Source organism: Inquilinus limosus, assembly GCF_002195995.1.
Classification (GTDB): domain Bacteria; phylum Pseudomonadota; class Alphaproteobacteria; order DSM-16000; family Inquilinaceae; genus Inquilinus; species Inquilinus limosus_C.
Genome location: NZ_NHON01000047.1, coordinates 14,023 through 40,557, shown reverse-complemented (window position 1 = coordinate 40,557; position 26,535 = coordinate 14,023). Strand labels below are relative to the sequence as shown.

24 protein-coding genes are annotated in these 26,535 nt (G+C 69.5%); 5 read left to right on the top strand and 19 right to left on the bottom strand.

What is annotated here, in order from left to right; all coding sequences use genetic code 11:
• Positions 1-308: 308 nt before the first annotated feature.
• Positions 309-1,853: a glycosyltransferase gene (locus tag BWR60_RS22380; RefSeq protein WP_218823620.1), complete on the bottom strand. Its 1,545-nt coding sequence runs from the start codon at positions 1,851-1,853 to the stop codon at positions 309-311.
• A 235-nt stretch (positions 1,854-2,088) separates the two neighbouring features.
• Here BWR60_RS22380 and BWR60_RS22375 point away from each other — a divergent pair, with 235 nt between their 5' ends.
• Positions 2,089-3,024 carry a 2-hydroxyacid dehydrogenase gene (locus BWR60_RS22375; protein WP_088153264.1) on the top strand — a complete coding sequence of 312 codons (936 nt, stop codon included), beginning with the start codon at positions 2,089-2,091 and terminating at the stop codon, positions 3,022-3,024.
• A 75-nt stretch (positions 3,025-3,099) separates the two neighbouring features.
• Here the strand turns inward: BWR60_RS22375 and BWR60_RS22370 are convergent, their stop codons facing one another.
• Entirely contained in the window at positions 3,100-3,477 is a 378-nt protein-coding gene (locus BWR60_RS22370; RefSeq protein ID WP_088153240.1) for a hypothetical protein, read from the bottom strand.
• Between the two features lie 609 nt (positions 3,478-4,086).
• On the bottom strand, positions 4,087-4,422 hold the full coding sequence (locus BWR60_RS37205; RefSeq protein ID WP_088153238.1) for a hypothetical protein: 336 nt from the start codon (positions 4,420-4,422) through the stop codon (positions 4,087-4,089).
• Positions 4,423-4,500: 78 nt separating this feature from the next.
• Between BWR60_RS37205 and BWR60_RS37200 the strand changes: the two genes are divergently transcribed.
• Positions 4,501-4,965 (top strand): hypothetical protein, encoded by a 465-nt coding sequence (locus BWR60_RS37200; protein ID WP_179221895.1) that lies wholly within the window; start codon positions 4,501-4,503, stop codon positions 4,963-4,965.
• 248 nt (positions 4,966-5,213) lie between these two features.
• Here BWR60_RS37200 and BWR60_RS22350 read toward each other — a convergent pair whose 3' ends face one another.
• The 6 genes from BWR60_RS22350 to BWR60_RS22325 are packed head-to-tail and all read right to left on the bottom strand — an operon-like array spanning position 5,214 to position 11,373.
• Positions 5,214-5,933 carry a ribonuclease activity regulator RraA gene (locus BWR60_RS22350; RefSeq protein WP_088153236.1) on the bottom strand — a complete coding sequence of 240 codons (720 nt, stop codon included), beginning with the start codon at positions 5,931-5,933 and terminating at the stop codon, positions 5,214-5,216.
• Positions 5,934-5,956: 23 nt separating this feature from the next.
• Entirely contained in the window at positions 5,957-6,925 is a 969-nt protein-coding gene (locus tag BWR60_RS22345) for an SMP-30/gluconolactonase/LRE family protein (RefSeq protein ID WP_088153235.1), read from the bottom strand.
• A gap of 10 nt (positions 6,926-6,935) precedes the next feature.
• The gene (gene araD / locus BWR60_RS22340; protein WP_088153234.1) at positions 6,936-8,678 is read right to left on the bottom strand and encodes an L-arabinonate dehydratase; all 1,743 of its coding nucleotides are present in this window, start codon (positions 8,676-8,678) and stop codon (positions 6,936-6,938) included.
• A 49-nt stretch (positions 8,679-8,727) separates the two neighbouring features.
• Positions 8,728-9,594, bottom strand: coding sequence for an ABC transporter permease (locus BWR60_RS22335; RefSeq protein WP_218823619.1), 867 nt, complete (start codon positions 9,592-9,594; stop codon positions 8,728-8,730).
• A 2-nt stretch (positions 9,595-9,596) separates the two neighbouring features.
• Positions 9,597-10,358, bottom strand: a complete 762-nt coding sequence (locus BWR60_RS22330; RefSeq protein ID WP_088153233.1) for an ABC transporter ATP-binding protein — start codon at positions 10,356-10,358, stop codon at positions 9,597-9,599.
• A 1-nt stretch (position 10,359) separates the two neighbouring features.
• Positions 10,360-11,373: an ABC transporter substrate-binding protein gene (locus BWR60_RS22325; protein WP_088153232.1), complete on the bottom strand. Its 1,014-nt coding sequence runs from the start codon at positions 11,371-11,373 to the stop codon at positions 10,360-10,362.
• A gap of 197 nt (positions 11,374-11,570) precedes the next feature.
• Between BWR60_RS22325 and BWR60_RS22320 the strand changes: the two genes are divergently transcribed.
• A complete protein-coding gene (locus BWR60_RS22320) occupies positions 11,571-12,257 on the top strand; it encodes a GntR family transcriptional regulator (RefSeq protein WP_088153231.1) in 687 nt (228 codons plus the stop codon).
• Between the two features lie 119 nt (positions 12,258-12,376).
• Here BWR60_RS22320 and BWR60_RS22315 read toward each other — a convergent pair whose 3' ends face one another.
• From BWR60_RS22315 to BWR60_RS22285, 7 genes are all read right to left on the bottom strand, one after another.
• Positions 12,377-13,258, bottom strand: coding sequence for a DMT family transporter (locus BWR60_RS22315; protein ID WP_088153230.1), 882 nt, complete (start codon positions 13,256-13,258; stop codon positions 12,377-12,379).
• A 14-nt stretch (positions 13,259-13,272) separates the two neighbouring features.
• Entirely contained in the window at positions 13,273-14,193 is a 921-nt protein-coding gene (locus BWR60_RS22310; RefSeq protein WP_088153229.1) for an SMP-30/gluconolactonase/LRE family protein, read from the bottom strand.
• A gap of 153 nt (positions 14,194-14,346) precedes the next feature.
• Positions 14,347-15,813: an alkaline phosphatase family protein gene (locus BWR60_RS22305; RefSeq protein WP_218823618.1), complete on the bottom strand. Its 1,467-nt coding sequence runs from the start codon at positions 15,811-15,813 to the stop codon at positions 14,347-14,349.
• Positions 15,814-15,919: 106 nt separating this feature from the next.
• Positions 15,920-16,870 (bottom strand): ABC transporter permease, encoded by a 951-nt coding sequence (locus BWR60_RS22300; RefSeq protein ID WP_088153228.1) that lies wholly within the window; start codon positions 16,868-16,870, stop codon positions 15,920-15,922.
• 10 nt (positions 16,871-16,880) lie between these two features.
• Entirely contained in the window at positions 16,881-17,945 is a 1,065-nt protein-coding gene (locus BWR60_RS22295) for an ABC transporter permease (RefSeq protein ID WP_088153227.1), read from the bottom strand.
• Between the two features lie 145 nt (positions 17,946-18,090).
• Positions 18,091-19,641 carry a sugar ABC transporter ATP-binding protein gene (locus BWR60_RS22290; protein ID WP_088153226.1) on the bottom strand — a complete coding sequence of 517 codons (1,551 nt, stop codon included), beginning with the start codon at positions 19,639-19,641 and terminating at the stop codon, positions 18,091-18,093.
• A 20-nt stretch (positions 19,642-19,661) separates the two neighbouring features.
• Positions 19,662-20,789 (bottom strand): sugar ABC transporter substrate-binding protein, encoded by a 1,128-nt coding sequence (locus BWR60_RS22285; RefSeq protein ID WP_088153225.1) that lies wholly within the window; start codon positions 20,787-20,789, stop codon positions 19,662-19,664.
• 225 nt (positions 20,790-21,014) lie between these two features.
• Between BWR60_RS22285 and BWR60_RS22280 the strand changes: the two genes are divergently transcribed.
• Positions 21,015-22,544: a UxaA family hydrolase gene (locus BWR60_RS22280; protein ID WP_088153224.1), complete on the top strand. Its 1,530-nt coding sequence runs from the start codon at positions 21,015-21,017 to the stop codon at positions 22,542-22,544.
• Positions 22,545-22,587: 43 nt separating this feature from the next.
• Complete coding sequence (locus BWR60_RS22275; protein WP_088153223.1) at positions 22,588-23,766, top strand: fumarylacetoacetate hydrolase family protein; 1,179 nt, start codon at positions 22,588-22,590, stop codon at positions 23,764-23,766.
• 4 nt (positions 23,767-23,770) lie between these two features.
• Here BWR60_RS22275 and BWR60_RS22270 read toward each other — a convergent pair whose 3' ends face one another.
• The 3 genes from BWR60_RS22270 to BWR60_RS22260 form a co-directional block, all read right to left on the bottom strand.
• Positions 23,771-24,247: a hypothetical protein gene (locus BWR60_RS22270; RefSeq protein ID WP_088153222.1), complete on the bottom strand. Its 477-nt coding sequence runs from the start codon at positions 24,245-24,247 to the stop codon at positions 23,771-23,773.
• Between the two features lie 121 nt (positions 24,248-24,368).
• A complete protein-coding gene (locus tag BWR60_RS22265) occupies positions 24,369-25,136 on the bottom strand; it encodes an enoyl-CoA hydratase (protein ID WP_088153221.1) in 768 nt (255 codons plus the stop codon).
• Positions 25,137-25,200: 64 nt separating this feature from the next.
• On the bottom strand, positions 25,201-26,403 hold the full coding sequence (locus BWR60_RS22260) for a TIGR03862 family flavoprotein (RefSeq protein WP_088153220.1): 1,203 nt from the start codon (positions 26,401-26,403) through the stop codon (positions 25,201-25,203).
• Between the last annotated feature and the right edge of the window lie 132 nt (positions 26,404-26,535).

Sequence of the window (26,535 nt, the reverse complement as noted above, 5' to 3'; positions counted from 1 at the left end):
CTCGGAGACCGCGGATTCGAACCGCTTCGGCTATGTCTCCGACGTCTTCACCGCACCGGCGTGGCGCGCATGCGGATCGGCGTGCTGGCCGGCAACGACAGCGCCGTCCGTGCCTATCGCAAGCACGGCTTCGAGCCCTACGAGATGGTGCTGGAGAAACGGCTGTAGGACGGGCGAGACCCTTTCAGAATTCCCAACACGTCATTGCGAGCGCAGCGAAGCAATCCAGGGGCCGGTGCGCACCGGCCCCTGGATTGCTTCGTCGGCTTCGCCTCTTCGCAATGACGGCGAGGAGCCAGCCTGCCGCTTCAGCTCCGCGTGTTGGGCTGCGAGGCCCGGGCCGCCGGCGGCGCCAGCTTCACGCCCGGCATGGTGCGGGGCAGGGCCTTCGGGTCGAGCCGCAGGTCGTAGCGTTCGGCCAGCAGCGCGGTGCCCATGATCAGCAGGCCTGTGCCGGATACCACCAGGAACGGCAGGTACCAGGCCAGGTCGGTCAGCACCATGCCCAGCAGCACCACGCCGGCCGCCGTCTCCGGGATGCCGCTGCCGGCGCCGCTGCGGTAGCCGGAGCGGCGAGAGCTGCCCTTCTTCGGCGTGCGCACGAAGCCGCTGCGCCGGCCGAGGAAGGCCTCGATCACGCCGCGCGAGTTCGAGATCGACAGGCCGGCGTTCAGCGCCATGGTGGCCAGCATGTCCATCACCGCCTGGCCCAGCCGCTCGCGCCGCACGGCGCAACGGCCGGAGATCAGGAAGGCGGAGGTGCCGGCGATGCCGAGCACGGTCGAGACCACGCCCAGCACGGTCAGCGCCACCGGCTGGTCGAAGCCGACGATGAGGAACATCAGCGTGTTCACCATCGCCAGCGCGCCGAGCGGATAGAACAGGCACTGCAGCAGCTGCAGGCTGACCGCGACCTTGGCCCTGCGCGGCAGGGCCGACCGCCAGATCGTGGGCAGCAGCTTGCAGGCGACCTGGGTGAAGCCCTTGGTCCAGCGGAACTGCTGCACCCGCCAGGCGGCGACGCTCGACGGCAGCTCGCCCGGCACGGTGATGTCGGACAGGTAGCGGGCGCGCCAGCCCTTGAGATGGGCGCGCAGGCTGAGGTCCAGATCCTCGGTCAGCGTGTCGGCCTTCCAGCCGCCGGCGTCGTCGATCGCGGCGCGGCGCCAGATGCCGCAGGTGCCGTTGAAGGGCAGGGGCAGGCCGGTCATGCTGCGGGCCGGCTGCTCGATGCCGAAATGCGCGTCCAGCATCAGCGTCTGGGCGCGGGTCAGGCGGTTCTCGTCGCCGTTCAGATGCTCCCAGCGGCCCTGCACGAAGGCCAGCTTCTTGTCGTTCTCCAGCACGCCCACAGTGCGGCGCAGGAAGTCCGGCCGCGGGATGAAGTCGGCGTCGAAGATCGCGACATAGGGGTGGTCGGTGACGGCCAGGCCGGCATGCAGCGCCCCGGCCTTGAAGCCGGTGCGGTCGACCCGGTGCAGGCGGTGGGCGTCGACGCCGGCGGCGCGCAGCTCCTGCACCGCCGCCTCGGCGATCTCGCGGGTCTCGTCGATGCTGTCGTCGAGCAGCTGGATCGTCAGCTTGTGCTGCGGCCAGTCGAGCGCGGCGGCGGCGCCGAGGATGCGGCGCACCACATGCCGTTCGTTGAACACCGGGATCTGGATCAGCACCCTGGGCAGGGCGTCATCCGGGGTCGGTGCCGTCCGCTGAGTCGCCAGGCTCTGCCCCTGCGACTGATGCCGCCAGAAGGTGATCGCGAGCCAGAGCAGATTGCAGGACAGGAGGCACAATAGCGTCAGCGCGATGGCCAGTAGACCGTAGACGCCGAATTCGACGATATCCAAGGGGGTCAAGATGGCCCGGCCTTTTCTTGCGTATATTCAGAACTCACAACAGCCGACTCATGTCGTTGTTCCGTCAGTGTACCGTATCGGTACCGTGCTGACATCAAACGCAGCGGAACGTGGCGCCAGCATGGCAGGCATCGGCCGGCCCCATGAACATGGCGGCCGGAATGGCTTGAATCGTCGGACTTGTACGATAGGCTGGCCGGCGGCCCGCCGCTCCGGGGCCATGGAGGAAGCCACCATGACCAAACCCGTCGTCCTCGCTCTCGCCGGTCTGATGCCGGGCCCCTTCGCCGAGCTGGAGGCGAACTGCACCGTGCACCGGCTGTGGGAGGCCGAGGACCGCGAGGCGCTGATCCGGCGCGTGGCGCCGGAGGTGCGCGGCATCGTCACCGGCCCCGGCGTCTCGGCGGAATTCATGGACCGGTTCCCGGCGCTGGAGATCATCGGCAATTTCGGCGTCGGCTACGACAAGGTCGACACCGGCCATGCCAAGAGCCGCGGCGTCCGTGTCACCAACACGCCGGGCGTGCTGGATGACGAGGTGGCGGATCTCGGCCTGCTGCTGATGCTGGCGACGGCGCGGCGGCTGTGCGTCGGCGACCGCTTCGTGCGCGCCGGCAAATGGACCCAGGGCGGCCTGCCGCTGGCCCGCAGCCTGCGCGGCAAGCGCCTGGGCGTGGTCGGCATGGGCCGGATCGGCCAGGCGGTGGCGGATCGGGCGCAGGTGTTCGGCCTGTCGATCGCTTGGCACGGCCCGCGGGCGAAGCCGGAGATCGACCATCCCTACTATCCGGACCTGGTCGCGCTGGCGAAGGACAGCGACGTGCTGGTGCTGTGCTGTCCGGGCGGCGCCGCCACCCACCACATCGTCAACCGCGCGGTGATCGAGGCGCTAGGCCCCGAGGGCATCCTGGTCAACATCGCCCGCGGCACGGTGGTGGACGAGCCGGAGCTGGTCGCGGCCCTGGTCGATGGCCGCCTTGGCGCCGCCGGGCTCGACGTGTTCGAGTTCGAGCCGAAGGTGCCGGAGGCGCTGTACGGCCTCGACAACGTGGTGCTGCAGCCGCATGTGGGCAGCGCCACGGTCGAGACCCGCAACGCCATGGCCGACCTCGTGGTCCGCAACCTGCTGGCCCATTTCGCCGGCCGGCCGCTGCTGACGCCGGTGGTGTGAAGGGGGATGGGGCGGCCGTGCCGCCCCGCTCCGGGCCGAGGAGAAAAGGGGCGTGGCGCACCACGCCCCGCGCGGTCAGAGCCAGACCACCACGCAGACCACCCCGTATTGCGCGCCGATCCCCGGCAGGATGCCGGCGCCGCCGCCCCACATCTGCTGTCCCTGGAAGATCTGTCCGTTCCGGCCCCAGCCGCCGGCGCCACCCTGATTGCCCGTGGTGATGGACAGGAAGAAGTCGTAGTTGCTCAGCAACGACGACAGGCGGCCGTCGATGTAGGACGACATGCGGTTCACGATGTCGTCCGAGGAGCCTGCACCCACGGCGTCCCGGGCGGCGTCCTGCAGGATGCCGTACAGGTCGACGCTGGAAGACAGCCGGGCGCTGGTGCCGGGTCCCGCTGCCTGGGAGCCGCTGTCGCCTGCCGAACCCGATGTCTTGTATGAAGTCGCCATAGTATCCTCCGTCAATAAAATTTAGCACAATTGCAAGATCGAGCCGGATGACTCCGGATTTCCGGAAATTGTTCAATAAAGTTGTGCATCCACTCGCGGTCCGACTGTAAATTCCGACAGCGCTGCTGTGAAGGCATTTGATCGATGCGATGGGCGAGGCCCGCGCAACCGAGCTGATTTGAACATCCCGATCGCCCGCCAGCCGGCCGGCTCCGACATGACCGCAGCTCGACTCGCTCCGTCGTGAACACAGTGTGCCGTTGCATTAACTCCGATTCTTGTTCATGATACGTTCCATGGACAAGGTGCAGACCGACCCGGCATCGGAGGCCCCGGCCGCTCCCCAGGAGGAGCGGGCGGCGCGGCATCTGCGCCTGCTGGCCCGGGCGGCCGAGATCCAGATGGAGGTGATGGAGGCCGCCCGCACCGAGGCGGTGGAGGCGCCGCAGCCGGGTGTCGACTATTGCCAGNATCGGAGGCCCCGGCCGCTCCCCAGGAGGAGCGGGCGGCGCGGCATCTGCGCCTGCTGGCCCGGGCGGCCGAGATCCAGATGGAGGTGATGGAGGCCGCCCGCACCGAGGCGGTGGAGGCGCCGCAGCCGGGTGTCGACTATTGCCAGCGTATCGCCGTCGCCGCCCGCTCGCTGCGGCTGACCCTGTTGCTGGAGGACAGGCTGTCCCGCCCGCCCGAGGTGCCGCCGCCGCAGAAGGTCCGGCCGGTCGAGGCGAGCGACAGGGCGCCGGCCGGGATGCGGGCGATGCTGGCGATGGCGGCCGCTTCCTTTGACGGCGCCAGGACCGAGGCGGAGGATGCCGAGGCCAGCGAACGTTTCGGCGAGATCGCCGAGCGGCTGGAGCGGCCTGAGGTGGCGGAGATGGTCGAGACCACCCCGGCGCCGGCGGCGGTGGCCCGGCTGTGCCGGGAGTTCGGGCTGCCGGCGGACACCGGGCAATGGCTCGCCACCGCGGATGCGGCGCTGGAGCAGCTGGGCTACGCGCCGGCCGACGATGNGAGGTGGCGGAGATGGTCGAGACCACCCCGGCGCCGGCGGCGGTGGCCCGGCTGTGCCGGGAGTTCGGGCTGCCGGCGGACACCGGGCAATGGCTCGCCACCGCGGATGCGGCGCTGGAGCAGCTGGGCTACGCGCCGGCCGACGATGKGGAGGCTGCCCCGGTCCCGGCCGCGCCGCCGGACGTGATCCGGCGGCGGCTGCGGGTGATCATGGCGCTGGGCGCCGCGATCCAGGCGGGGACGGAGGACGAGGCGGAATGCGACCGCCGCTTCTTCGCCATGGCGGAACAGATGGACCGGCCGGATCTGGTCGAGATCGCCGACGGCTTCCCGGCGGCGGAGGCGGTGGCCCGGCTGTGCCCGGTCTTCGGCCTGCCGCCGGAGGAGGCGGAGCGCTGGGTCGAGACATCGGACCAGCACCTGGCGCGGCTGGACCTGCCGCCGGTCGACCGGCCGGAGCCGGCGGATACGGGGTGACGCCGGCGTCCGCCCCCCTGACTGTCATTGCCGGGCTTGACACAGAGCAATAGGGTCGAAGTGTTTTGCCTCTCCTGTTCACGGGAGAGGCCGGAGGCGCTTGCGCCTCCGGGTGAGGGGCGGGCGTCGAGGCCGGGACCAGCCCTCACCCGCCAGCGCTGCGCGCTGTCGACCTCTCCCGCGTCCGGCGGGAGAGGCAATCGAACATCTCGCACGGATGCGCCGATCCGGCCTCACCTCATTCCGCTCTACCGCCCGTTGGCCTTGCGCCAGGCGGTGAAGTCGGACTTCGTCTGCTCCTCGGTCGCCGGGTAGAGGCCGAGGATCGAGCGGCCCTTCATCACCTCCTCGGTGACGAAATCCTCGAAGGCGGTCATCTCGACCGCCTCGTCGGCGATCTCGTCGGCGATGTCCGCCGGGATCACCACCACGCCCTCGCCGTCGCCGACCACGATGTCGCCCGGGAACACCGGCACGTCGCCGCAGCCGATCGGCACGTTGATGTCCAGCGCCTGGTGGCGGGTCAGGTTGGTCGGGGCCGCCGGGCGATTGTGATAGGCGGGGATGTCCAGCTTCGCGATCTCCGGCGAATCGCGGAAGCCGCCATCGGTGACCACGCCGGCGACGCCGCGCTTCATCAGCCGCGCCACCAGGATCGACCCGGCCGAGGCGGCGCGCGGATCCTTGCGGCTGTCGATGACGAAGACGGCGCCGGGCGGGCAGTCCTCGACCGCCTTGCGCTGCGGGTGGGCGCGGTCCTGGAACACGCTGATCGGGTTCAGGTCCTCGCGCGCCGGGATGTAGCGCAGGGTGAAGGCCTCGCCGACCATCGGCGCACCCGCGGGGTTCAGCGGGTGCACATCCTGGATGAACTGGTTGCGCAGGCCGCGCTTGAACAGCGCCGTGGTCAGGGTGGCGGTGCTGACGGTCTTCAGCTTGTCCCGGGTCTCGGGCTTCAATCCGGTCATTCCTTCGTCCTCATTCGGAAAGGTCAGCCGCCGACGGCACCCTGGGTGCCGACATAGAGCGCGTAGACGGACTGACTGGCGGCCATGAACAGGCGGTTGCGCATCTCGCCGCCGAAGCACAGGTTGGCGCAGCGCTCGGGCAGGGCGATCCGGCCGATCGGCTTGCCGTCGGGGTTGAACACCATCACCCCGTCCAGCTCGGCGCTGCCCATGCCCCAGCCGCACCAGAGATTGCCGTCGACATCGACGCGCATGCCGTCCGGCGTGCCGGGGCCGGCGTCGATCAGCACCCGCCGGTTGGCGATGCGGCGGCCGCCATCGGTCAGGTCGAAGGCGGAGATCAGCCGGTGCGGCACGGCGCGGGATTCGACGAGGTACAGCAGGCTCTCATCGGGCGAGAAGCACAGGCCGTTCGGCCCCCGGATGTCCTCGGCCACGACGGTGAGGGCGCCGGTCTCCCCGTCGATCCGATAGACATTGCCCGGCAGCTCCTGCGCCGCCTGTCGGCCCTCGTAGTTGCCGGCGATGCCGAAGGGCGGGTCGGTGAACCAGACCGACCCGTCGGACTTCACCACCAAATCGTTCGGCGAGTTCAGCCTTTTGCCGTCGAAGCCGTCGGCCAGCACGGTGATGCTGCCGTCATATTCGGTGCGGGTGACGCGGCGGCCGAGATGCTCGCAGGTGACCAGCCGCCCCTGACGGTCCCGGGTGTTGCCGTTGGCGTTGTTGGACGGCTTCCGGAAGGCGCTGACCGCCCCGGTCTCCTCATCCCATTTCAGGATCCGGTTGTTCGGGATGTCGCTCCACAGCAAAGCGCGGCGGTCGCCGAACCAGACCGGCCCCTCGGCCCAGCGGCAGCCGGTGGCGATGCGCTCGACCGCCGCGCTGAAGATCCGGTAGGGCGCGAAGCTGGGGTCCAGCACCTGCACCGCCGGGTCGGGATAGCGGGTCGAGGGCGCCCAACCGTCCCGGACGTCGTTCCGATCGCTCATCGCTATTCCCTCAGAAGATGTCCGGTTCGGCCACCGGGGCGCCGAAGCCGGTCTCGAGGAAGTCGAAGTCGCAGCCCTCATGCGCCTGTCGGATATGGCGGTTGAACATCCAGCCATAGCCGCGCTCGTAGCGGGGCTGCGGCGGCTGCAGCTCGACCCGGCGGCGCGCCAGCTCCGCCTCCGACACCTCCATGTCGAGGCGGCGGGCGGCGACGTCGAGGGTGACGATGTCGCCGGTGCGCAGCAGCGCCAGCGGGCCGCCGACATAGGATTCGGGCGAGACATGCAGGATGCAGGCGCCGTAGCTGGTGCCGCTCATCCGCGCGTCGGAGATGCGGACCATGTCGCGCACGCCCTGCTTCACCAGCTTCTTCGGGATCGGCAGCATGCCCCATTCCGGCATGCCCGGCCCGCCCTGCGGCCCGGCATTGCGCAGCACCAGCACATGGTCGGCGGTGACGTCCAAATCATCGCTGTCGATCGCCGCCTTCATCGCCGGGTAGTCGTCGAACACGATGGCCGGGCCGCTGTGCTTGAGGAAGCGCGGCTCGCAGGCGCTGGGCTTGATGACGCAGCCATCGGGCGACAGGTTGCCGCGCAGCACCGCCAGCGCGCCCTCGGCATAGAGCGGGTTGTCGATCGGCCGGATCACGTCCTCGTTGTAGATCTCGGCGCCGGCGATGTTCTCGCCCACCGTCCGGCCGCTGACGGTCAGCGCGTCCAGTTTCAGGTGGTTGCGCAGCCGGGTCATCAGCCCCGGCAGGCCGCCGGCGTAGAAGAAATCCTCCATCAAATACTGGTCGCCGCTGGGGCGGACATTGGCGATCACCGGCACCACCCGGCTGGCGGCGTCGAAATCGTCCAGACCGATGTCATGGCCGGCGCGGCGCGCCATGGCGACCAGATGGATGATGGCGTTGGTGGAGCAGCCCATCGCCATCGCCACCACGATCGCGTTCTCGAAGGCGGCGCGGGTCTGGATCTTCGCCGGGACCAGATCCTCCCACACCATCTCGACGATGCGGCGGCCGCAGGTCGAGGCCATGCGGATATGGCCGGCATCGGCGGCCGGGATCGAGGAGGCGCCGGGCATGGTCAGCCCCAGCGCCTCGGTGATCGCGGTCATGGTGCTGGCCGTGCCCATGGTCATGCAATGGCCGTAGCTGCGGGCGATGCCGCCCTCGATATCGACCCAGTCCTGGTCGCTGATGTTGCCAGCCCGGCGCTCGTCCCAGAACTTCCAGGCGTCGGAGCCGGAGCCGAGCACCTTGCCCTTCCAGTTGCCGCGCAGCATCGGGCCGGCCGGCATGAAGATCATCGGCAGGCCGGCATTGGTGGCGCCCATCAGCAGGCCGGGGGTGGTCTTGTCGCAGCCGCCCATCAGCACCGCGCCGTCGACGGGGTGGGAGCGCAGCAGCTCCTCCGCCTCCATCGCCAGCATGTTGCGGTACAGCATGGTGGTCGGCTTGACGAAGCTCTCCGACAGCGACAGCGCCGGCAGCTCCATCGGGAAGCCGCCGGCCTGCAGCACGCCGCGCTTCACATCCTCGACCCGGGTCTTGAAATGGGCGTGGCAGGGGTTGGCGTCGGACCAGGTGTTGAGGATCGCGATCACCGGCTTGCCGGCCCATTCCTCCGGCGCGAAGCCCATCTGCATGGCGCGGGAGCGGTGGCCGAAGGAGCGCAGGTCGTCGGGCGCGAACCAGCGGGCGCTGCGGAGGGTGTCGGGGGTCTTGCGGCGATTGTCGGTCATGGCTCGCTGCCGTCGTCGGGAGAGGATCGGTGGCTGGGGAGGCAGAGACTCAGTTCTGCAGCCCCCATCGTCGCACCGTCCGGCGTTCGATGGTCCGGAAAATCACGTTCTCGACCACCAGGCCGATGATGATGACGGTGAGCAGGCCGGCGAACACCGAGGGGATATCCAGGAGGTTGCGGTTCTCGAAGATGAACCAGCCCAGCCCGCCCTGGCCGGAGGAGACGCCGAACACCAGCTCGGCCGCGATCAGGGTGCGCCAGGCGAAGGCCCAGCCGATCTTCAGCCCGGTGAGGATCGAGGGGAAGGCGGCCGGCACCAGGATGCGGGCGACATAGCCGAAGCCCTTCAGCCCGTAGTTGCGGCCGACCATGCGCAGCGTGTTCGACACGGCGAGGAAGCCGGAATGGGTGTTCAGCGCCACCGCCCACAGCACCGAATGGATCAGCACGAAGACGAGGCTGCCGATGCCGAGGCCGAACCAGATCAGCGCCAGCGGCAGGAGCGCGATCGCCGGCAGCGGGTTGAACATCGCCGTCATGGTCTCGAGGAAATCGGTGCCGATGCGGGTGTTGATCGCCAGCACGGTCAGGGTGGCGGCCAGGGCGATGCCGGCGGCATAGCCCATCAGCAGCACCTTGATCGAGGTCCAGGCCCGCAGCGCCAGCGGGCCGTGCAGGAAGCCGTCGGCCATGGCGGACAAGGTGTCGCCCAGCGTCGGGAACAGGAGCGGGTTGTCGAGGATCGAGGCATAGACCTGCCAGATCGCGGCCAGCACCAGGATCAGCAAGGTCTTGCGGATGAAGGCGCTGCCCCACAGCAGCTCGGCCAGGCCGAGCTTCCGCTCGACCGCGCCGATCTGCGGGGCGGCCGCCGCCTCGGTATCCGCCATCAGGATGCGGGCCTGTCCCATCATGGTCACTCCCTGTGCCCCGGCCCGGTGAAGAGCAGGTCGTGGATCTGCTGCTCCAGCTGGCCGGCGCTGCCGTCCTCGGCCGAGACCTGGTCGACGTCGCGCACCTCGGCCTTGACCCGGCCGGGATGCGGCGACAGCAGCAGGATGCGGTTGCCGATGCGGATCGCCTCGGCGATGGAATGGGTGACGAACAGCACGGTGAAGCGCGTGTCCTGCCACAGCTGCAGCAGCTCGTCCTGCATCTGCCGGCGGGTCAGGGCGTCCAGCGCGGCGAAGGGCTCGTCCATCAGCAGGATGTCGGGCTCCATCGCCATGCCGCGGGCGATGGCGACGCGCTGCTTCATGCCGCCCGACAAGGTGTGCGGATAGCTGTCGACCGCCCGGGTCAGGTGGACCTTCTCGATATAGGCCCGGGCCCGCTCCTCCGCCTCCCGCCGCGGCAGCTTCCGCGCCGTGCGCAGCGGGAACATCACGTTCTCCAGCACCGTCTTCCAGGGCAGCAGCTGGTCGAACTCCTGGAACACCATCATCCGGTCGGCGCCCGGCTCCGCCACCTCGCGGTCCTTGATCCGGATCGCGCCCTCGCTCGGCTTCATGTAGCCGCCGACGGCCTTCAAGAGGGTGGACTTGCCGCAGCCGGACGGGCCCAGCAGCACGAAGCGGTCCGACTGGTCGACCTGAAAGCTGACCCGTTCGGTCGCCGTGACCTGGACCGACGGCGTCTTGTAGCGCAGCGTGACGCCGCTGACCTCGAGCAGCGCCATCTCAGTTGCCGTTCAGGTCGGCGGCGATCGGCAGGTAGTAGTCGGTCCAGGCCTTCGGCTCGGTCTTCAGCGTGCCGATCTTGTACAGGTGCTGGGCGAACTTCATCGTGCCCTGGGGGGCGGCGATGAAGTCCATCATCCCCGGCTGCTTCAGCATCTCCATCAGGTCGTCGACGCTGGTCTTGTCGCCGGTGACCTCGCGATAGATCTCGACCGCGGCGCGGGTGTCCTTGTGGATGAAGTCGACCGCCTCGAGGGTGGCCGCCTTCACCGCCTCGACCACCTTCGGGTTGGCGTCGGCGAATCGGGTGGTGGTGAAAAACTGCGCCTGGGTCAGCGGGCCGCCGATGACATCGGGCGACCGCAGCACCACATGCGTTCCGGGAATGTTCTTCAGCTCGAAATAGTCGAAGGGCGGGGCCGAGAAATGGCTGGTCACCTCATGCTGCGTGTTGGCCAGGGCCGCGGCCGCGTCGGGATGGCCGAGCTGCACGGTGTTGCCGTCCAGCTTGGCCCATTGGTCGGCGCCGAAGGCCTGGGCGGCGGCCATCTGCAGCAGGATCGCCTGGGTCGAGACGCGGACGGTCGGCACCGCGATCTTGTCGGTCGGCCCGAAATCCTGCAGCGACTTGATGTTCGGGTTGCGGCTGAGCAGGTTCAGCGGCAGGGCGGAGGAGGCGACGATGCCCTTCACCCCGCCGCGGGTGCGGTCCCACAGCAGCAGCAGGTTGCCGACACCGGTGTTGACGATGTCGACGCCGCCGGCCAGCAGCGCGTCGGTCTGGGCGCCGCCGCCGGAGAAGGTGGTCCAGCTGACCTTCAGGTCGGGCACGCCCAGCGTGGCGGCGTGCTTCTCGACCAGCTTCTGCTTCTCCATGACATGGGCGGCCATGTACAGGATGCCCGGCTGGCGCGAGATGGTGATCTCGGCCTTGTCCTGGGCCATGCCCGGCGCCGCGGCGGCCAGGGTGCCGGCCAGCGCCAGGGCGGCCGCGCAGAGTCGCATCCACTTCATCCGTGTTTCCTCCACGATAGGGCGTTGGGCTGCGGCCGGTTCGATCCGGCTTCGGGCCGCTGGGGCGCCCGGTTGCGAGTCACTGAGACACTAATGCATTAGTGCATCTATGGCCAAGCGCGATTATCATCGCCATTGCGGGCGCGGCCCGGCCCCGCTCAAATCGCGGGGACAAAGGGGACGAGGACTCCACCAGCATGACCGTCACGGCGATCCAGCTCGACCGCGCCCGGCAGGCGGCGCCGCAGGTCTATGAGCGGCTGCGCGAGCAGATCATCGCGCTGACCCTGGCGCCGGGGTCGGTGCTGGCGCGCAACGAGCTGATGGCCCAGTTCGGGGTCAGCCAGACGCCGATCCGCGACGCCCTGCTGCGGCTGGCGGAGGAGGGGCTGGTCGACATCTTCCCGCAGCACGCCACGGTGGTCAGCCCGATCGACCTGGCGACGGCGCGGCAGGCGCATTTCCTGCGCCGGTCGGTGGAGCTGGAGGTGGTGCGGACCCTGGCGCTGCAGCCGGACCGGTCCTTCATGCCGCGGCTGCAGGCGCTGATCGCCCGCCAGCGGGCCCTGGTCGACGCCCAGGATCTCGAGGGCTTCGTCGAGACCGACCAGTCGCTGCACCGCCAGCTGTGCGAGGCGGCGGAGGTGCCGGGCCTGTGGGCGCTGATTCGCAGCCGCAGCGGCCATCTCGACCGGCTGCGCCGGCTGCATTTGCCGGTGCCGGGCAAGGCCCAGTCGATCCTGGACGACCATGCCCGGATCCTCGATGCCATCGCCGCCGGCGACGCCGATGCGGCGCAGGAGGCGCTGCGCGGACATCTGTCCGGCACGCTGTCGCAGGTCGACGAGATCCGCGCCAAGTTCCCGGACTACGTCAGGGGATAAACAGTCCGGCTGATTGCAGCAGTCCCTGGGGCCTGGGCGAACGGGCCCGTGTTTGGCCACGCCCCTGCGGGGCTCGCCATGACGGTGAAGGGATCGAGGGATCGTCCCAATGCAGCGGCTCAGCCCGGAACCCGCTGCTCCCGCCACCAGACATAGGCGCCGGCAGCGACGATGACGGCACAGCCCAGCAGCGGCCGCGCGCCGATCATGTCGCCGAAGACCAGCCAGCCATAGGCCAGGCCGTAGAGCAGCTGGCTGTACTGGAACGGCGCCAGCGACGAGGCGGGGGCCTGGGCGAAGGCGGCGATCAGCAGGGTGTGCGACAGCAGGCCCAGCAGCCCCATCGCCACCATCAGGCCCCAGCCGGCCGCGTCGGGTGGTGTCCAGACGAAGGGCTGCGCCAGGCTCAGCAGCACGGTGCCGGTCAGCGCGGTGATGAACAGGGTGGTGCGGGGATCCTCGCCCTCCAGCCGCCTTGTCGCGACCAGGCCGATCGCCCAGAACAGCGCCGAGCCGAAGGCGACCAGGCCGCCGAGCAGCCCGACGCCGTCGCCGCTGGGCCAGACGATGATCAGCATCCCGGCGAAGCCGGCGGCCACCGCCGCCCAGCGATGCGGGCCGACATGCTCGCCCAGGAACAGCACCGACAGCACGATCACCAGCAGCGGCGCGATGAAGTTGATCGCGAACAAATCGGCCAGCGGCATCAGGCTGAAGCCGAGGATGGCGAGCACGGCGGAGGCCAGCAGCGCCAGGGCCCGCACCAGCTGCACCCCCGGCCGGGTTGTCGCGGCCATCCGCCGGAAGCACGCCGGCCCCGCGATCAGCAGCATCGGCAGCGCGTGGAAGGTGTAGCGCGCCCAGGTCACCTGGACCGGGTCGTAGCGGTCCGTCAGCAGCTTCGACACCGTGTCCATGGTGGTGAAGCTGCCCATCGCCGCCAGCATGAGCAGCATGCCGGCGGCGGGGGCGGCCACGGTCCGCGGCAGGGCGGGCGGCATGGCCAGTCGGATCCTCAGGGCGTCTGCACGCCGCGCGTGTTCAGGTAGACCGACCGCAGCGAGGTGGTGGCGCAGATGAACAGACGGTTCTTCTTCACGCCGCCGAAGCAGACATTGGCCACCACCTCCGGCACCTTGATCTTGCCGATCAGCGTGCCGTCCGGGGTGTAGCAATGTACGCCGTCGCCGGCGCTGCTCCAGATGTTGCCGTGATGGTCGACGCGGAAGCCGTCGAACAGGCCGAAGGTGCAGTCGGCGAAGACCTCTCCGCCGGCCAGCGTGCCGTCGTCGCGCACCTGGAAGCGGCGGATGTGCTTCGGCCCGTCCGGGTCGTGGCTGGCGCCGGTGTCGGCGACATAGAGCAGCTTTTCGTCCGGCGAGAAGGCCAGGCCGTTCGGCTTGACGAAATCGGTGGCGATCGCCTTCAGCGCCCCCGATTTCGGGTCGAAGCGGTAGACATGGCAGCCATCCTGCTCCGGCTCGGACTGGTGGCCTTCGTATTCCGACAGGATGCCGTAGGAGGGATCGGTGAACCACACCGTGTCGTCCGACTTCACCACCACGTCGTTCGGCGAGTTCAGGCGCCTGCCGTTATAGCTGTCGGCCAGCACGGTGACGCGGCCGTCATATTCGGTGCGGCTGACCCGGCGGCCGCCATGCTCGCAGGACACCAGCCGGCCCTGCCGGTCGCGGGTGTGGCCGTTGGTGTAGTTCGACGGGTTGCGGTAGACGCTGACGCTGCCGTCGGTCTCGTCCCAGCGCATGATCCGGTTGTTCGGGATGTCGCTCCACAGCAGGTAGCGGCCGTCGCCGAACCAGACCGGCCCTTCCGACCAGCGCAGCCCGACATCGCTGGCCAGCACGTCGATATGGACATTGCCCATGACATAGCCGGCGAAGCGCTTGTCCAGCACCTCGAAGCAGGGGTCGAGCATCCCGGTTTCCTCCCTTGGCCCGGGCCTGGCCGGGCAGCCCATTGATCGGACATAACTGGCCGGAGTGTGGCGCCCGCCCGCGAGGCTCGTCAATGATTCGACGGGACGGCAGGGCGCCGCGGACGGGGCGCCCTGCCGGATAGAACGATGCGGCTACCGGCCGAGCCCCGGCAGGGCCGTCGTGCCCTCCTGGCGGACCGCCGCGAGCTCCTTCGGGTCGATCCCGAGCGCCGTCAGGATCGTCGGCGCGATCTGCGCCGTCTGCACCGGCTGCGTCACCATGCCGGCGCCGATGCCCGGCCCGGAGAGCAGCAGGGCGACATTGACGTCGTCCGGGTTGGCGCCGCCATGCTCGGCGATCTTGGTGCTCTTCGCACCCTTGTAGACGACGCCGATCCGCGGCTGGATGGCGATGTCGGGCGTCCGCGGATCCGTCGCCGGATCGTCGAACCGGGCCGCCAGGGCCTTGCCGGCGAAGATCTCGCCGATGCCCAGCTCGTCCTGGTGCGCCGCCAGGGCCGCCACCGCCTCCGCCGTCCTGCCCTGGTCCTTCAGCCAGATATAGGTCGCGTCGTCGGCGATCTCGAAGGCCAGGTTGTCGCCGAGGATCCTGCCATAGGCCGCATCGTTGATGCCGACCGTCCGGCCGGGCTGGATCGGCGACTGGCCGTGCTTGGCGCTGACAATGACGAGAGTTGAGTCGAGCAGCTTGCGGTCGGCCAGGGCCTGCAGGATCCGGCCGATCGATTGGCTGGTGTGCAGCAGGGCGTCCTCCAGCCCCGGGCTCGGCGTCGCCTGGACGTCGAGATAGCCGACGCCGGCCAGCTTCTGGCCGACGCTGACCGCCTGGAAGTTCAGGCCCAGGATCGCCGGCACCTCGGCGGTCCGCGCCCCGTCGCTGCTCTTGCCGCCGATCTCGTTGATCACCGCGGCGACCTTCAGGTCGTCATTCGCCTCGGTGTCCGGGACCGCGTTCTTCACCGCCTGGATCTCCGGCGTATACAGGTCCTCGACGCCCTGGCCGGACGGGCCGTTGACCAGGTCGTAGGCCGGGTGCTTGTCGGCCCAGGCGGTGTGGCCGCCATGGCTGCGGATCACCTCGAACACGGTGTTCACCCGCAGGAAGCTGTGCGGATAGACGGGCTGGCAGCCCTGCTTCGGGTCGCGCGGCAGCTTCGCCGGGTCGATCGCCGCGCCGCCGTGCCGGCCGGCGCCGCCGTCGAGCGCCGAGTCGTCATAGTCGATGTTCTCCGCGAACTCGGATTCGGTCCCGACCGCGGAGCAGTCCGATCCCGGCGCCGACAGGGTGCGGTCGTAGGAATCGTCGTAATAGACCCCGGTCGAGCGCGGCGTGCCGCCGGTCACCTGCGCCAGCAGGCCCGGGAAGGAGTCGGACGGGATCGGGGTGGCCGCGTTGACGTAGCGGGTGCCCTTGACCGCCAGGCCGGCCAGCGGCGTGTCGGGGTGGGCGGCGATCAGGTTCTCCAGGTCGACGGCGTGCAGGCCGTCGACGCTGATCAGCACGACATGGCGGACCGGGCCGGCCTGGGCCTGGCCCGACCCGATGAACCCGGCGCCGGCGACAACGGTCGCCGTCAGCAGCCGACTGAGCTTCTTCATGACCCCGGACCTCTGGCAGGGAGTGAGAGGCGGGGATGATTTCACCGGCGCGTGACGGATTTGTTTCGCCGGGGCCGGATTGTCGCGACCTTACAAAACGATAACGTCAGGCCGCCGACCGGCCGCCGCGCCCGTACAGCAGCAGCATCAGGATGATGACCAGCCCGTAGATGATCTGCCGCCCGGCCTCCGGCATCTGCATCACCGACAGCACGCTCTGCAGCAGCACGATCAGGATGGTGCCGACCACCGTGCCGGCATAGCGGCCCTGGCCGCCCAGGATGTTGGTGCCGCCGATCACCACGGCGGCGATGGCCGGCAGCAGATAGGGGTCGCCCATCGCCTGGTAGGCCTTGCTGGAATAGCCGGCGAGGAGGATGCCGGCCAGAGCCGCGCACAGCCCGCACAGGGTGAAGGCGCCGAGGATGACCAGCCGGGTGTTGACGCCGGACAGATAGGCCGCAGCCTCCTTGTTGCCGATGGCGTAGATGTAGCGGCCCATCGGCGTGCGGGTCAGCAGGAAGACGATGCCGAGGGACAGCAGGGCCCAGACGAACACCGCCATCGGGATGCCCAGCAGCTCGGTCTTGGCCAGGAAGGCCATCGGCGGCGTCGCCATGCTGGTCGGCGAGAAGCCGCCGGTCAGCATCACCATCAGCCCGCGCAGCACGGTGTTGACGCCGAGGGTGAAGATCATCGACGGCACGCGCAGCACGGCGACGCCGAGGCCGTTGACCAGCCCGACCAGGGCGCCGACCGCGAGGCCGACCGGGATCGCCTCCGGCCCGCCCGCGGCGGTGGCCAGCATGGCCGAGGCGGCCACGGTCCAGGGCACCGACAGGTCGATATGGCCCATCAGGATCACCAGCATCATCCCGGCGGCGACGACGCCGAGGAAGGCGGCGACCTTGAGCTGCTGCAGCAGATAGACCGGCGACAGGAAGGTGGCCGTGCCCTGGGTGATGGCGGTGTAGGCGGTGCCCGCCGCCAGGATCAGGATGACGAAGCCGCAGGCCACCAGGATCGGCCGGTCGATGGAGCGGAGATAGGCTTGCATCGGTCCTCCGCTACCCGAACAGCTGCAGGCGGTTCTTGACCGTGAACACCCGGGCGGCGCCCAGCGAGACCGCGGCCAGCAGGATCACCCCCTCGAACAGCGGCTGCAGCAGCGGGTTGGCCAGGAAGCCCAGCACGCTGTCCTCCGGCACCACGCGGAAGCAGAAGGAGATGGCGCGCAGCACCATGACGCCGACGATCGAGGCCACCGCGCCGCCCGAGCCGCCGAACAGAGAGGTGCCGCCGATCACCACCGCGGCGATCGAGTTGAGGGTGTAGGCGCCGGCCATCGGCGTGTCGGCATTGCCGCTGCCGGTCTGCAGCGCCAGGTAGACGCCGGCGACCGCGGCGAAGAATCCGGCCAGGGTGAAGGCCGCCAGCTTCGACCGGTCGATGGCGACGCCGGACATGAAGGCCGCCTGCTCGGAGGAGCCGATGGCGTAGCAGCCGCGGCCGGTGACCGAGTTCTTGAACGGCAGCCAGACCAGCAGCACCACCAGCACGATCAGGATGATCGGCACGGGGATCGACTGGATCGCCTGGAACCAGCCCGGCAGGTCGCCGCCCCACCAGCCATAGGTGTCGGCGACGTCGAACAGCGTGTTGGTGGCGGCCCAGGACAGGTCGCTGTCGACCGCGCCGCCCGGCGTTGGCCGCAGGAACAGCGCGATGCCGATCAGCACCGCGCCGGTGGCCAGCGTCGCGATGATCGGCTGGATCCGGCCGTACACCACCAGCGCGCCGTTGATGAAGCCAGCCAACAGCCCGGCGGCGAGGCACAGCAGGATGCCCAGCGCCAGCTCCCAGCCGCTGCCGGTCAGCAGATGCGACGCCAGGCAGTTCACCATGGTCATCAGCGGCCCGACCGAGAGGTCGAGCCCGCCCAGCAGCACCGGCACGGTCTGGGCCATCGCCACCAGGGCCAGGGTGAAGGTCTCGTTGGCGTTCTGGACGATCAGGTCGGCGCTGCCGCCGCGCGGGTGCTGGTAGGAGTAGAGGCCGTAGAACAGCACGAACAGGCCGATGGCGAGCAGCAGCCCGCCCTGGCGCGACAGGCGGTGGAGCAGGGCGGTCATATCGGACCTCCGCGCAAGCCGCCCACCTCACCGTCATTGCGAGGAGGCGAAGCCGACGAAGCAATCCATGGAGCCGTGTGAGCGGCCTTGTGGATTGCTTCGCTGCGCTCGCAATGACGATCTTTGGTATCTTGCCGGGGTCTGATCATGCGGGCACCACCTCCGGCATCGCGTCGCCTGCAGCCAGGTTCAGGGCGCTGGCGACGATGTTGGTCTCGGTGATCGCGTCGCCCTCCAGCGTCCGCACCACCCGCCCGCCATACAGGATCAGCACCCGGTCGCAGCAGCCGATCAGCTCGTCATAGTCGGTCGAGTAGAACAGGATCGAGGTGCCGGCCGCCGCCAAATCGTGCAGCAGCTGGTAGATCTCCTGCTTGGTGCCGACATCGATGCCGCGGGTCGGGTCGTTCAGCAGGATGATGCGGGCGTCGGTCAGCAGCCATTTGGCGATCGCCACCTTCTGCTGATTGCCGCCGGAGAGGGTGCCGACCGCGGCGTCGGCCGAGCCGATCTTGATCCGCAGCGCCTCGACCATGCGGGCGATGCTGTCAGCCTCCCGCTTGCGGTCGATCACGCCGCCCTTGGCCATGCCGCCCAGCGCCGCCAGGGTGATGTTCTCGCCGACCGACATCGGCAGCAGCAGCCCCTCGGTCTTGCGGTCCTCCGGGATCAGCGCCATGCGGATGCCGGCGCGCTTGGCCCGGGACGGGCTGCCGACCCGCACCGGCTTCCCGTCGACCAGCACGCTGCCCTCGACCCCGCGCAGCACGCCGAACAGGGCCAGCAGCAGCTCGCGCTGGCCCTGGCCGTCCAGCCCGCCCAGGCCGACGATCTCGCCGCGGCCGACGGTCAGCGACACATCGGCCAGGCGCTGGCCCCAGCGCAGGCTGCGCGTCTCCAGCACCGGCGCCGGCGCTTCGGTCCGGGCCGGCTTCGGCGGATAGGCGTTGTGGATCTCGCGGCCGATCAGCATCCGCACCACCTCGTCATCGCCGCGCTCGCCGGCCGGGAAGGTGTCGATGTGCCGGCCATTGCGGAACACCGAGCAGGTGTCGCACAGCGCCTTGATCTCCGGCATGCGGTGGGAGATGTAGAGCACGCCCATCCCGTCCCGGCGCAGCTGGTGCAGCAGGGCGTAGACCTTCTCTACATCCGCGGCGGTGAGGGCCGAGGTCGCCTCATCCAGGATCAGCAGGCGCGGGTCGCGCCCCAGCGCCTTGGCGATCTCGACCATCTGCCGGCGCGACAGCGGCAGGGCCTTGACCGGCAGCCGCGGGTCGATGTCGGAGCAGCCGATCCGTGCCAGCAGTTCCTCCGCCCGCCGCCTTTGGGCCCGGCGGTCGATCAGGCCGAAGCGGCGGGGCGGCCGGGTGATGCAGATGTTATCGGCGACCGACAGGTCCGGCAGCAGCGACAGCTCCTGGAACACGCAGACGACGCCGGCCGCGTTCGCCGCCTGCGGCGAGGTGAAGCTGGCCGGCCGCCCGTCGATCGCCAGCTCGCCGGCGCTGGGCTGCACCACCCCGGCGACGATCTTGATCAGCGTGCTCTTGCCGGCCCCGTTCTCGCCGAGGACGCCGTGGATCGAGCCGGAACGGGCCGCGAAATCCACCTCGCGCAGCGCGTGCACGCCGCCGTAATGCTTGCTGACCCCGGTCAGCCGCACCAGCGGCGGCGTGCCGGCGGCTGCCGTCATGCCCGACGACGCCACCGCGCTTACTTGTTCTCGGCGTTCTGCGCCATGATCTGCGGCGCGGTGAAGGTGATGCCGCAGGGCTCGAAGGCGTTCGGCGCGAAGAAGTCGACCGTCAGGTTCGACCAGTAGTTCTCGCCGTCCTTCAGGGTCTTGTAGTCGGCGACCGGGATCGGGATCGACACCATCTGCGGCATCGTCTCGCCCTTCAGCGCGGCGATCGCCGCCTTCATGGCGATGGCGACCAGCGCCGGGGACTGGCCGTAGGAATAGCCCTTCAGCCCCTGGTCCTTGTACTGGGCGATCTGCTGGCGGAACAGGTTCTCGCCCTCGCCGGCCATCGGCACCAGCGGCTGCTTGGCGTCGAGCAGCGCCTGCACCGTGCCGTTCGACCCGCCCTGGGTGAAGATGCCGTCGAAATGCCCGTGCACGGCCAGGGCGTCGGCGGTGGCCTTCTGCGAGTCGCCCGGCGCCCAGTTGCCCACGACCTCGACGATGTCGTAGGGCTTGCCGGAGTCCTTCATCGTCTTCTGGAAGCCGTCATGCCGGTCGCGGTCGACCGAGTTGCCGGGCAGGCCGCGGACCTCGAGGATCTTGCCGCCGTTCGGCACGTTCTCGATCAGAAACTTGGCCGAGTTCACGCCCATCGCGGTCTGGTCCTCGTTGACCTGCATCACCTCGGTGGTGTCGAGGACGTTGTCGAAGGGCACCAGCACGACGTTCTTGCGGTTGGCCAGCTTGATCACCCGGTCGAAGCCGGTCGGGCTGACCGCATTGACGACGATGGCGTCGAAGCCCTGGTTGATGAAATCCTCGATCGCGCCCAGCTGCGCCGCGGCGTCGGTGCCGGTCGAGATGACCTTGAACTCCTTGATGTCCTTGGCCACATCCGGCAGGGCGGCGAAGGCCTTGGCGGTCTGGATCATCTGGATGCGCCAGATGTTGCCGACGAAGCCGTTGACCAGGGCGATGCGGAACGGCCCCTGATGCGCGTCCCATTTGAAGAACTTCGTGTCCTGGTTCCAGGGCGCGAAACACTGCGGCAGGGCGCCGGGGCCGGGGACGGTCTTCGGCGCGGCGGAGGCGGGGACGGTGAGGGCGGTCGACAGAAGGGCCGCCGCGGCGACCGCGGCAAGACGGCGAAGCAGCATTCGGGTTCCTCCCTGAGAAGCCTTTGGACGCGAACGATTGAAACTCGTCCGACATAATTGGCAGCCGGAATGTTGCGCTTATCCGTTGCGGCCGTCAATTCATCAGACAGAATGCCGCGAGCCTCGGGACGGTCGCTTCTGGAGGATGGCGCCGGCCAAAAGTCCGACGTAAAGTGACCGCCGCCCAAGATCCGCCAGGCAAGCCCAAGAACGCGTGCAAAACCGATGCCCAGCCCCAGCCTCTTCATCCGCCTGAACCGCGACGACAACGTCGTCCTCGCCCGCGCCGACATCACGCCGGGCACGCCGATCCCGGAGGAGGGGGTGACCACGGCCGGCCACATCCCGGCCGGCCACAAGATGGCGACCCGGCCGATCGCGCAGGGCGAGCCGATCCGCCGCTACAACCAGATCATCGGCTTCGCCACCGAGGCGATCGGCACCGGCGAGCATGTCCATGTCCAGAACTGCGCCATGGGCGATTTCGAGCGCGACTACGCCTTCTGCGCCGACGCCAAGCCGACCGCGATGCTGCCGGAGGCCGAGCGTGCGACCTTCCAGGGGTTCCGCCGTGCCAACGGCCGGGTCGGCACCCGCAACTACATCGGCATCCTGTCTTCGGTGAACTGCTCGGCCACCACCAGCCGGATGATCGCCGCGCATTTCGAGCGCTCCGGCGTGCTGGAGCAGTTCCCGAATGTCGACGGCGTGGTCGCGATCACCCATTCCACCGGCTGCGGCATGGCGGATTCAGGCGAAGGCTACGACAACCTGCAGCGCACGCTGTGGGGCTATGCCCGCAACCCGAACTTCGCCGGCGTGCTGATGATCGGGCTGGGCTGCGAGGTCAACCAGATCGACTTCCTGCTCGACGCCTACCAGATCGAGCGCGGGCCGCTGTTCCAGACCATGAACATCCAGAATCTGGGCGGCACCCGCAAGACGGTCGACCACTGCATCGCCCGGGTGATGGAGATGCTGCCTGAGGCCGACAAGGCGCGTCGCGAGACCGTGCCGGCCAGCGAGCTGATGGTGGCGCTGCAATGCGGCGGGTCGGACGGCTATTCCGGCATCTCGGCCAACCCGGCGCTGGGCGCTGCGGTCGACCTGCTGGTCCGCCACGGCGGCAGCGCCGTGCTGTCGGAGACGCCGGAGATCTATGGCGCCGAGCACCTCCTGACCCGGCGCGCGGTCAACCGCCAGGTCGGCGAGAAGCTGATCGCCCGGATCAAGTGGTGGGAAGGCTACACCGCCCGCAACGGCGGCGAGATGAACAACAACCCGTCGCCCGGCAACAAGCGCGGCGGCCTGACCACGATCCTGGAGAAGTCGCTGGGCGCCGCAGCCAAGGGCGGCACCACCAACCTGGTCGAGGTCTACAAATACGCCGAGCAGATGACGGCCAAGGGCTTCGTCTTCATGGACACGCCGGGCTACGACCCGGCCTCGGCCACCGGCCAAGTGGCGGGCGGGGCGCAGATCGTCTGCTTCACCACCGGCCGCGGCTCGGTCTCCGGCTTCAAGCCGGCGCCCTGCATCAAGGTCGCCACCAACTCCACCATGTACCGGCACATGGAGGAGGACATGGACATCAATTGCGGCACCATCATCGACGGCGACGAGTCGATCGAGCAGGCCGGCCGCCGCATCTTCGAGATGTTCCTGGCCGTGGCCTCGGGCGCCCAGACCAAGAGCGAGGCCCAGGGCTTCGGCGACAACGAGTTCGTGCCCTGGCAGATCGGCGCGGTGATGTGACGGCGGCGACGCCGGACCAGAAGAGAAGCGGGAAGGGACACCCATGAAGGACTACATCTCGGTCGCGGCCTGCCTGCCGGCGGATGCCGACCGCGCCACACTGGTCGGCCGGGTCTGGCTGCCGCAGATCCAGGGGCCGGCGGTGGTGGCGCTGCGCGGCGGCCAGGTGATCGACATCACCCGGGCCGCGCCGACCGTTGCCGACCTGATCTCCGCTGCCGACCCGGCCGCGCTGGCCAGGGCCGACGGCCCGGTGATCGGCAGCGTCGCCGAGCTGCTGGCCAATGCCGACGAGACCACGCGCGACGCCGCCAAGCCCTGGCCGCTGGCGCCGATCGACCTGCAGGCGGTGAAGGCGGCCGGCGTGACCTTCGTCGCCTCGATGCTGGAGCGGGTGATCGAAGAGCAGGCGCGCGGCGACGCCACCAAGGCCGACGCCATCCGCCAGCGCATCGTCTCGATCATCGGCGATGACCTCGCGGCCATTAAGCCCGGCTCGGCCGACGCGCAGCGGATCAAGGACGTGCTGCTGTCGCAGAACGCCTGGTCGCAATATCTCGAGGTCGGCATCGGCCCGGATGCCGAGATCTTCACCAAGAGCCAGCCGATGTCCTCGGTCGGCCTCGGCGCCGAGATCGGCATCCTGCCGATCTCTACCTGGAACAACCCCGAGCCCGAGATCGTGCTGGTGGTGGCGTCGAGCGGCAAGGTCGTCGGCGCGACGCTGGGCAACGACGTCAACCTGCGCGACCTCGAAGGCCGCAGCGCGCTGCTGCTCGGCAAGGCCAAGGACAACAACGCCTCCAGCGCCATCGGCCCGTTCATCCGGCTGTTCGACGGCGGCTTCGGCATCGACGACATCCGCAAGGCGGACCTGTCGATGGCGGTGCACGGGCCGGAGGGCTATACGCTGCAGGGCCATAGCTCGATCTCGAAGATCAGCCGCGACCCGCTGGACCTCGCCGGCCAGATGCTGGGCCCGAACCACCAGTATCCGGACGGGGCGGTGCTGTTCCTCGGCACCATGTTCGCGCCGACCGACGACCGCGAGGCGCCGGGCATGGGCTTCACCCACAAGATCGGCGACATCGTCACCATCTCGACCCCGAGCCTGGGGATGCTGGTGAACCGGGTGAACCACAGCGACAAGATCGCCCCCTGGACCTTCGGGGCCAGGGCGCTGATGGCCAGCCTGGCGAAGCGCGGGCTGCTGCCGTCCTAAGGCGTCAGTACCGGCTGTCGGCGGTGCACCCCACGACGTCGATCGATTTGATGTTGTCCTTCATGTCGGTGAAGGCCTGGATGTTGCAGAGATAGTCGACATTGTCGGCGAGGACCATCCGGTTCTCGCCGACCGGGGTCTCGACATCCTGGGTGATCAGCATCGGCGCGATGCCGTTGCCGCCTTGCGTCTGGCCGACGATGCGCTGCTCGGTGGTCGTGCCGGTCTGCACCCATTGGTTCTGCCACTGCTTCGAGATCCGGGTGTTGTCCCAGGCATAGGTGCCGCCATCGGTACAATAGGAGCAGGGCGGCAGGTTCAGCGTCGGCGGGCCGAAGGCCTTGATCGCCACGGCGACCGGCTTGCCGACCATGCCGTTGGCCATCTGCTGCACCGGGTTGGGTTTGGACGCCACGCAGCCGGACAGGACCAGCGCCGCGGCGGCGACGGCGATGCCGTGCTTCAGGACAGGTGAATGCATTTCGACTGACTCCCCCTTCTTGTCGATCAGGACAGTCGAAACGATGCTTCGTCAATATGGCCGGATGACGTCTAAAAGAACCTAAAATTGTCTCGGTTGAAGGAATTCTTGCGGCAACGGCTTACTCGAACCGACTGAAATCCGGCTTCCGCTTCTCCAGGAAGGCGGTGAAGGCTTCCTTGGCCTCGGCGGATTTCAGCTGCACGGCGAAGGCCTGGACCTCGCGGGTCATGGCCTCGCGCACCGCCGCCTCCTGGGGTGCCCGCAGCAGCGCCTTGGTCTGGCGGATCGCGGCCGGGGGCAGGGCGGCGAGGCGCGCCGCCGCGGCGTCGATCTCGGCGTCCAGCGTGGTCTCGCCGATCAGCCGGGTGATCAGCCCGGCCTGCAGGGCAGCCTCGGCATCGAAGCCCTCGCCGGTCAGCAGCCACCAGGAGGCCTTCAGCCGGCCGGCCACGGCGGGGAGGAGGAGGGAGGACGCGGCTTCGGGCACCAGGCCGAGCTGGACGAAGGGCAGGGCGAAGCGCGCCGAGGGCGTGGCCAGGACGACATCGCAATGCAGCAGCAGGGTGGTGCCGATGCCGATCGCGGCGCCACGTACCCCGGCCACCACCGGCTTCGGGAAGCCGGACAGGGCATCGAGGAAGTCGAGGATCGGCTTCAGCCCGGCGTCGCCGCCCGCCGCCAGGAAATCGGCGATGTCGTTGCCGGCCGAGAAATCGTCGCCGCCGCGGATCACCGCCACTCGCACCGCCGGGTCCTCGGCCGCCGCCTTCAGCGCCGCGGTCATGCCCTGGTACATGGCCAAGCTGATGGCGTTCTTCTTCTCCGGCCGGTTCAGCCGGAGGGTCGCGACCGGCCCCTTGGTCTCGGTCAGGACGGGATCGGTCATGGCGGTCTCTCCCTGGATCTCCGGGACGTCACGGTAGAGAGGTGGCCGCGGCCATGTCGAGTGCTCAAAGACCGCCCAGCAGCCCGCGGGCGGCGGCGATGCCGGTGGCGAAGCAGCCTTGCAGCAGATAGCCGCCGGTCGGCGCCTCCCAGTCCAGCATCTCGCCGCAGGCGAAGACGCCCGGCAGCGCCTGCAGTTCCAGCGCCGGGGAGAGAGCGTCGCGGCGGATGCCGCCGGCAGTGGAGATGGCGCGAACCAGCGGCCGCAGGCCGGTCGAGCGCAGCGGGATCGTCTTGATCGCGGCGGCCAAGGCCTCCGGCGTCGCCAGCGCCGCGGCGGCGAAGCCCTCGCGCAGCAGCGGCCAGGCCGGGCCGGTCAGCGACAGGGCGCGGCGCAGCCGGTTCGGGGCGCTGTCGCTGCTGCCGGCGCGCGCCAGCCGGTCGGCGATCTCCGCCGTAGTCATGTCCGGCCGCAGGTCCAGCGTCAGCGTGGCGCCGCCGTCCCGCGCGATCGCCTCGCGCAGCGGAGCCCCGAGCGCGTAGACCGCGCCGCCCTCCAGCCCGGTGGCGGCGATCACCGCCTCGCCGCGCACGGTGCGCCCGCCGAGCGTCAGCGCGATGCGCTTCAGCGGCGTGCCGGCGAAGCGGTCGCGCAGATGCGGCGACCAGGCGATCTCGACCCCGGCATTGGCCGGAAGCAGCGGCGCGATGGCGACGCCGCGCGCGGCGAGGACCGGTGCCCAGCCGCCGTCGCTGCCCAGCCTCGGCCAGCTGGCGCCGCCGAGAGCCAGGATGGTGGCGTCGGCCGCGGCCTCAAACTCACCTTGCGGCCCGCGCAGCAGCAGCCGGTGCCCGGCGCCGAGGCCGATCCAGTCATGCCGGGTGCGGATCTCGACGCCAAGCTGCGCCAGCCGGCCCAGCCAGGCGCGCAACAGGGGCGAGGCCTTCAGGCTCTCCGGGAACACCCGGCCGCTGGAGCCGACGAAGGTCGGGACGCCGAGGTCGTGGCTCCAGGCCCGCAGGTCGTCCGGCGTGAAGGCGTGGACCAGCGGCTCGATCCAGCCCTGCGCCGCGCCGTAGCGGGTGACGAAGCGGTCCAGCGGCTCGGAATGGGTCAGGTTCAGCCCGCCGCGCCCGGCCATCAGGAACTTCCGCCCGACATTCGGCATCCGGTCGTAGACGGTCACGCAGCGCCCGGCCTCGGCCAGGCGCTGCGCGGCGATCAGCCCGGCGGGGCCGCCGCCGATGATGGCGATTGTTTCGGGCACGGGACGGGCGGTCGGTTGCGGGGCGCGGACCCTAGCGCTTCCGGCTTATCAGGCCAAGCCCCATACCCGTCATTGCGAGCCCCGAAGGGGCGTGGCAATCCAGTCTAGCGGCTGCTTCGCCTGGATTGCTTC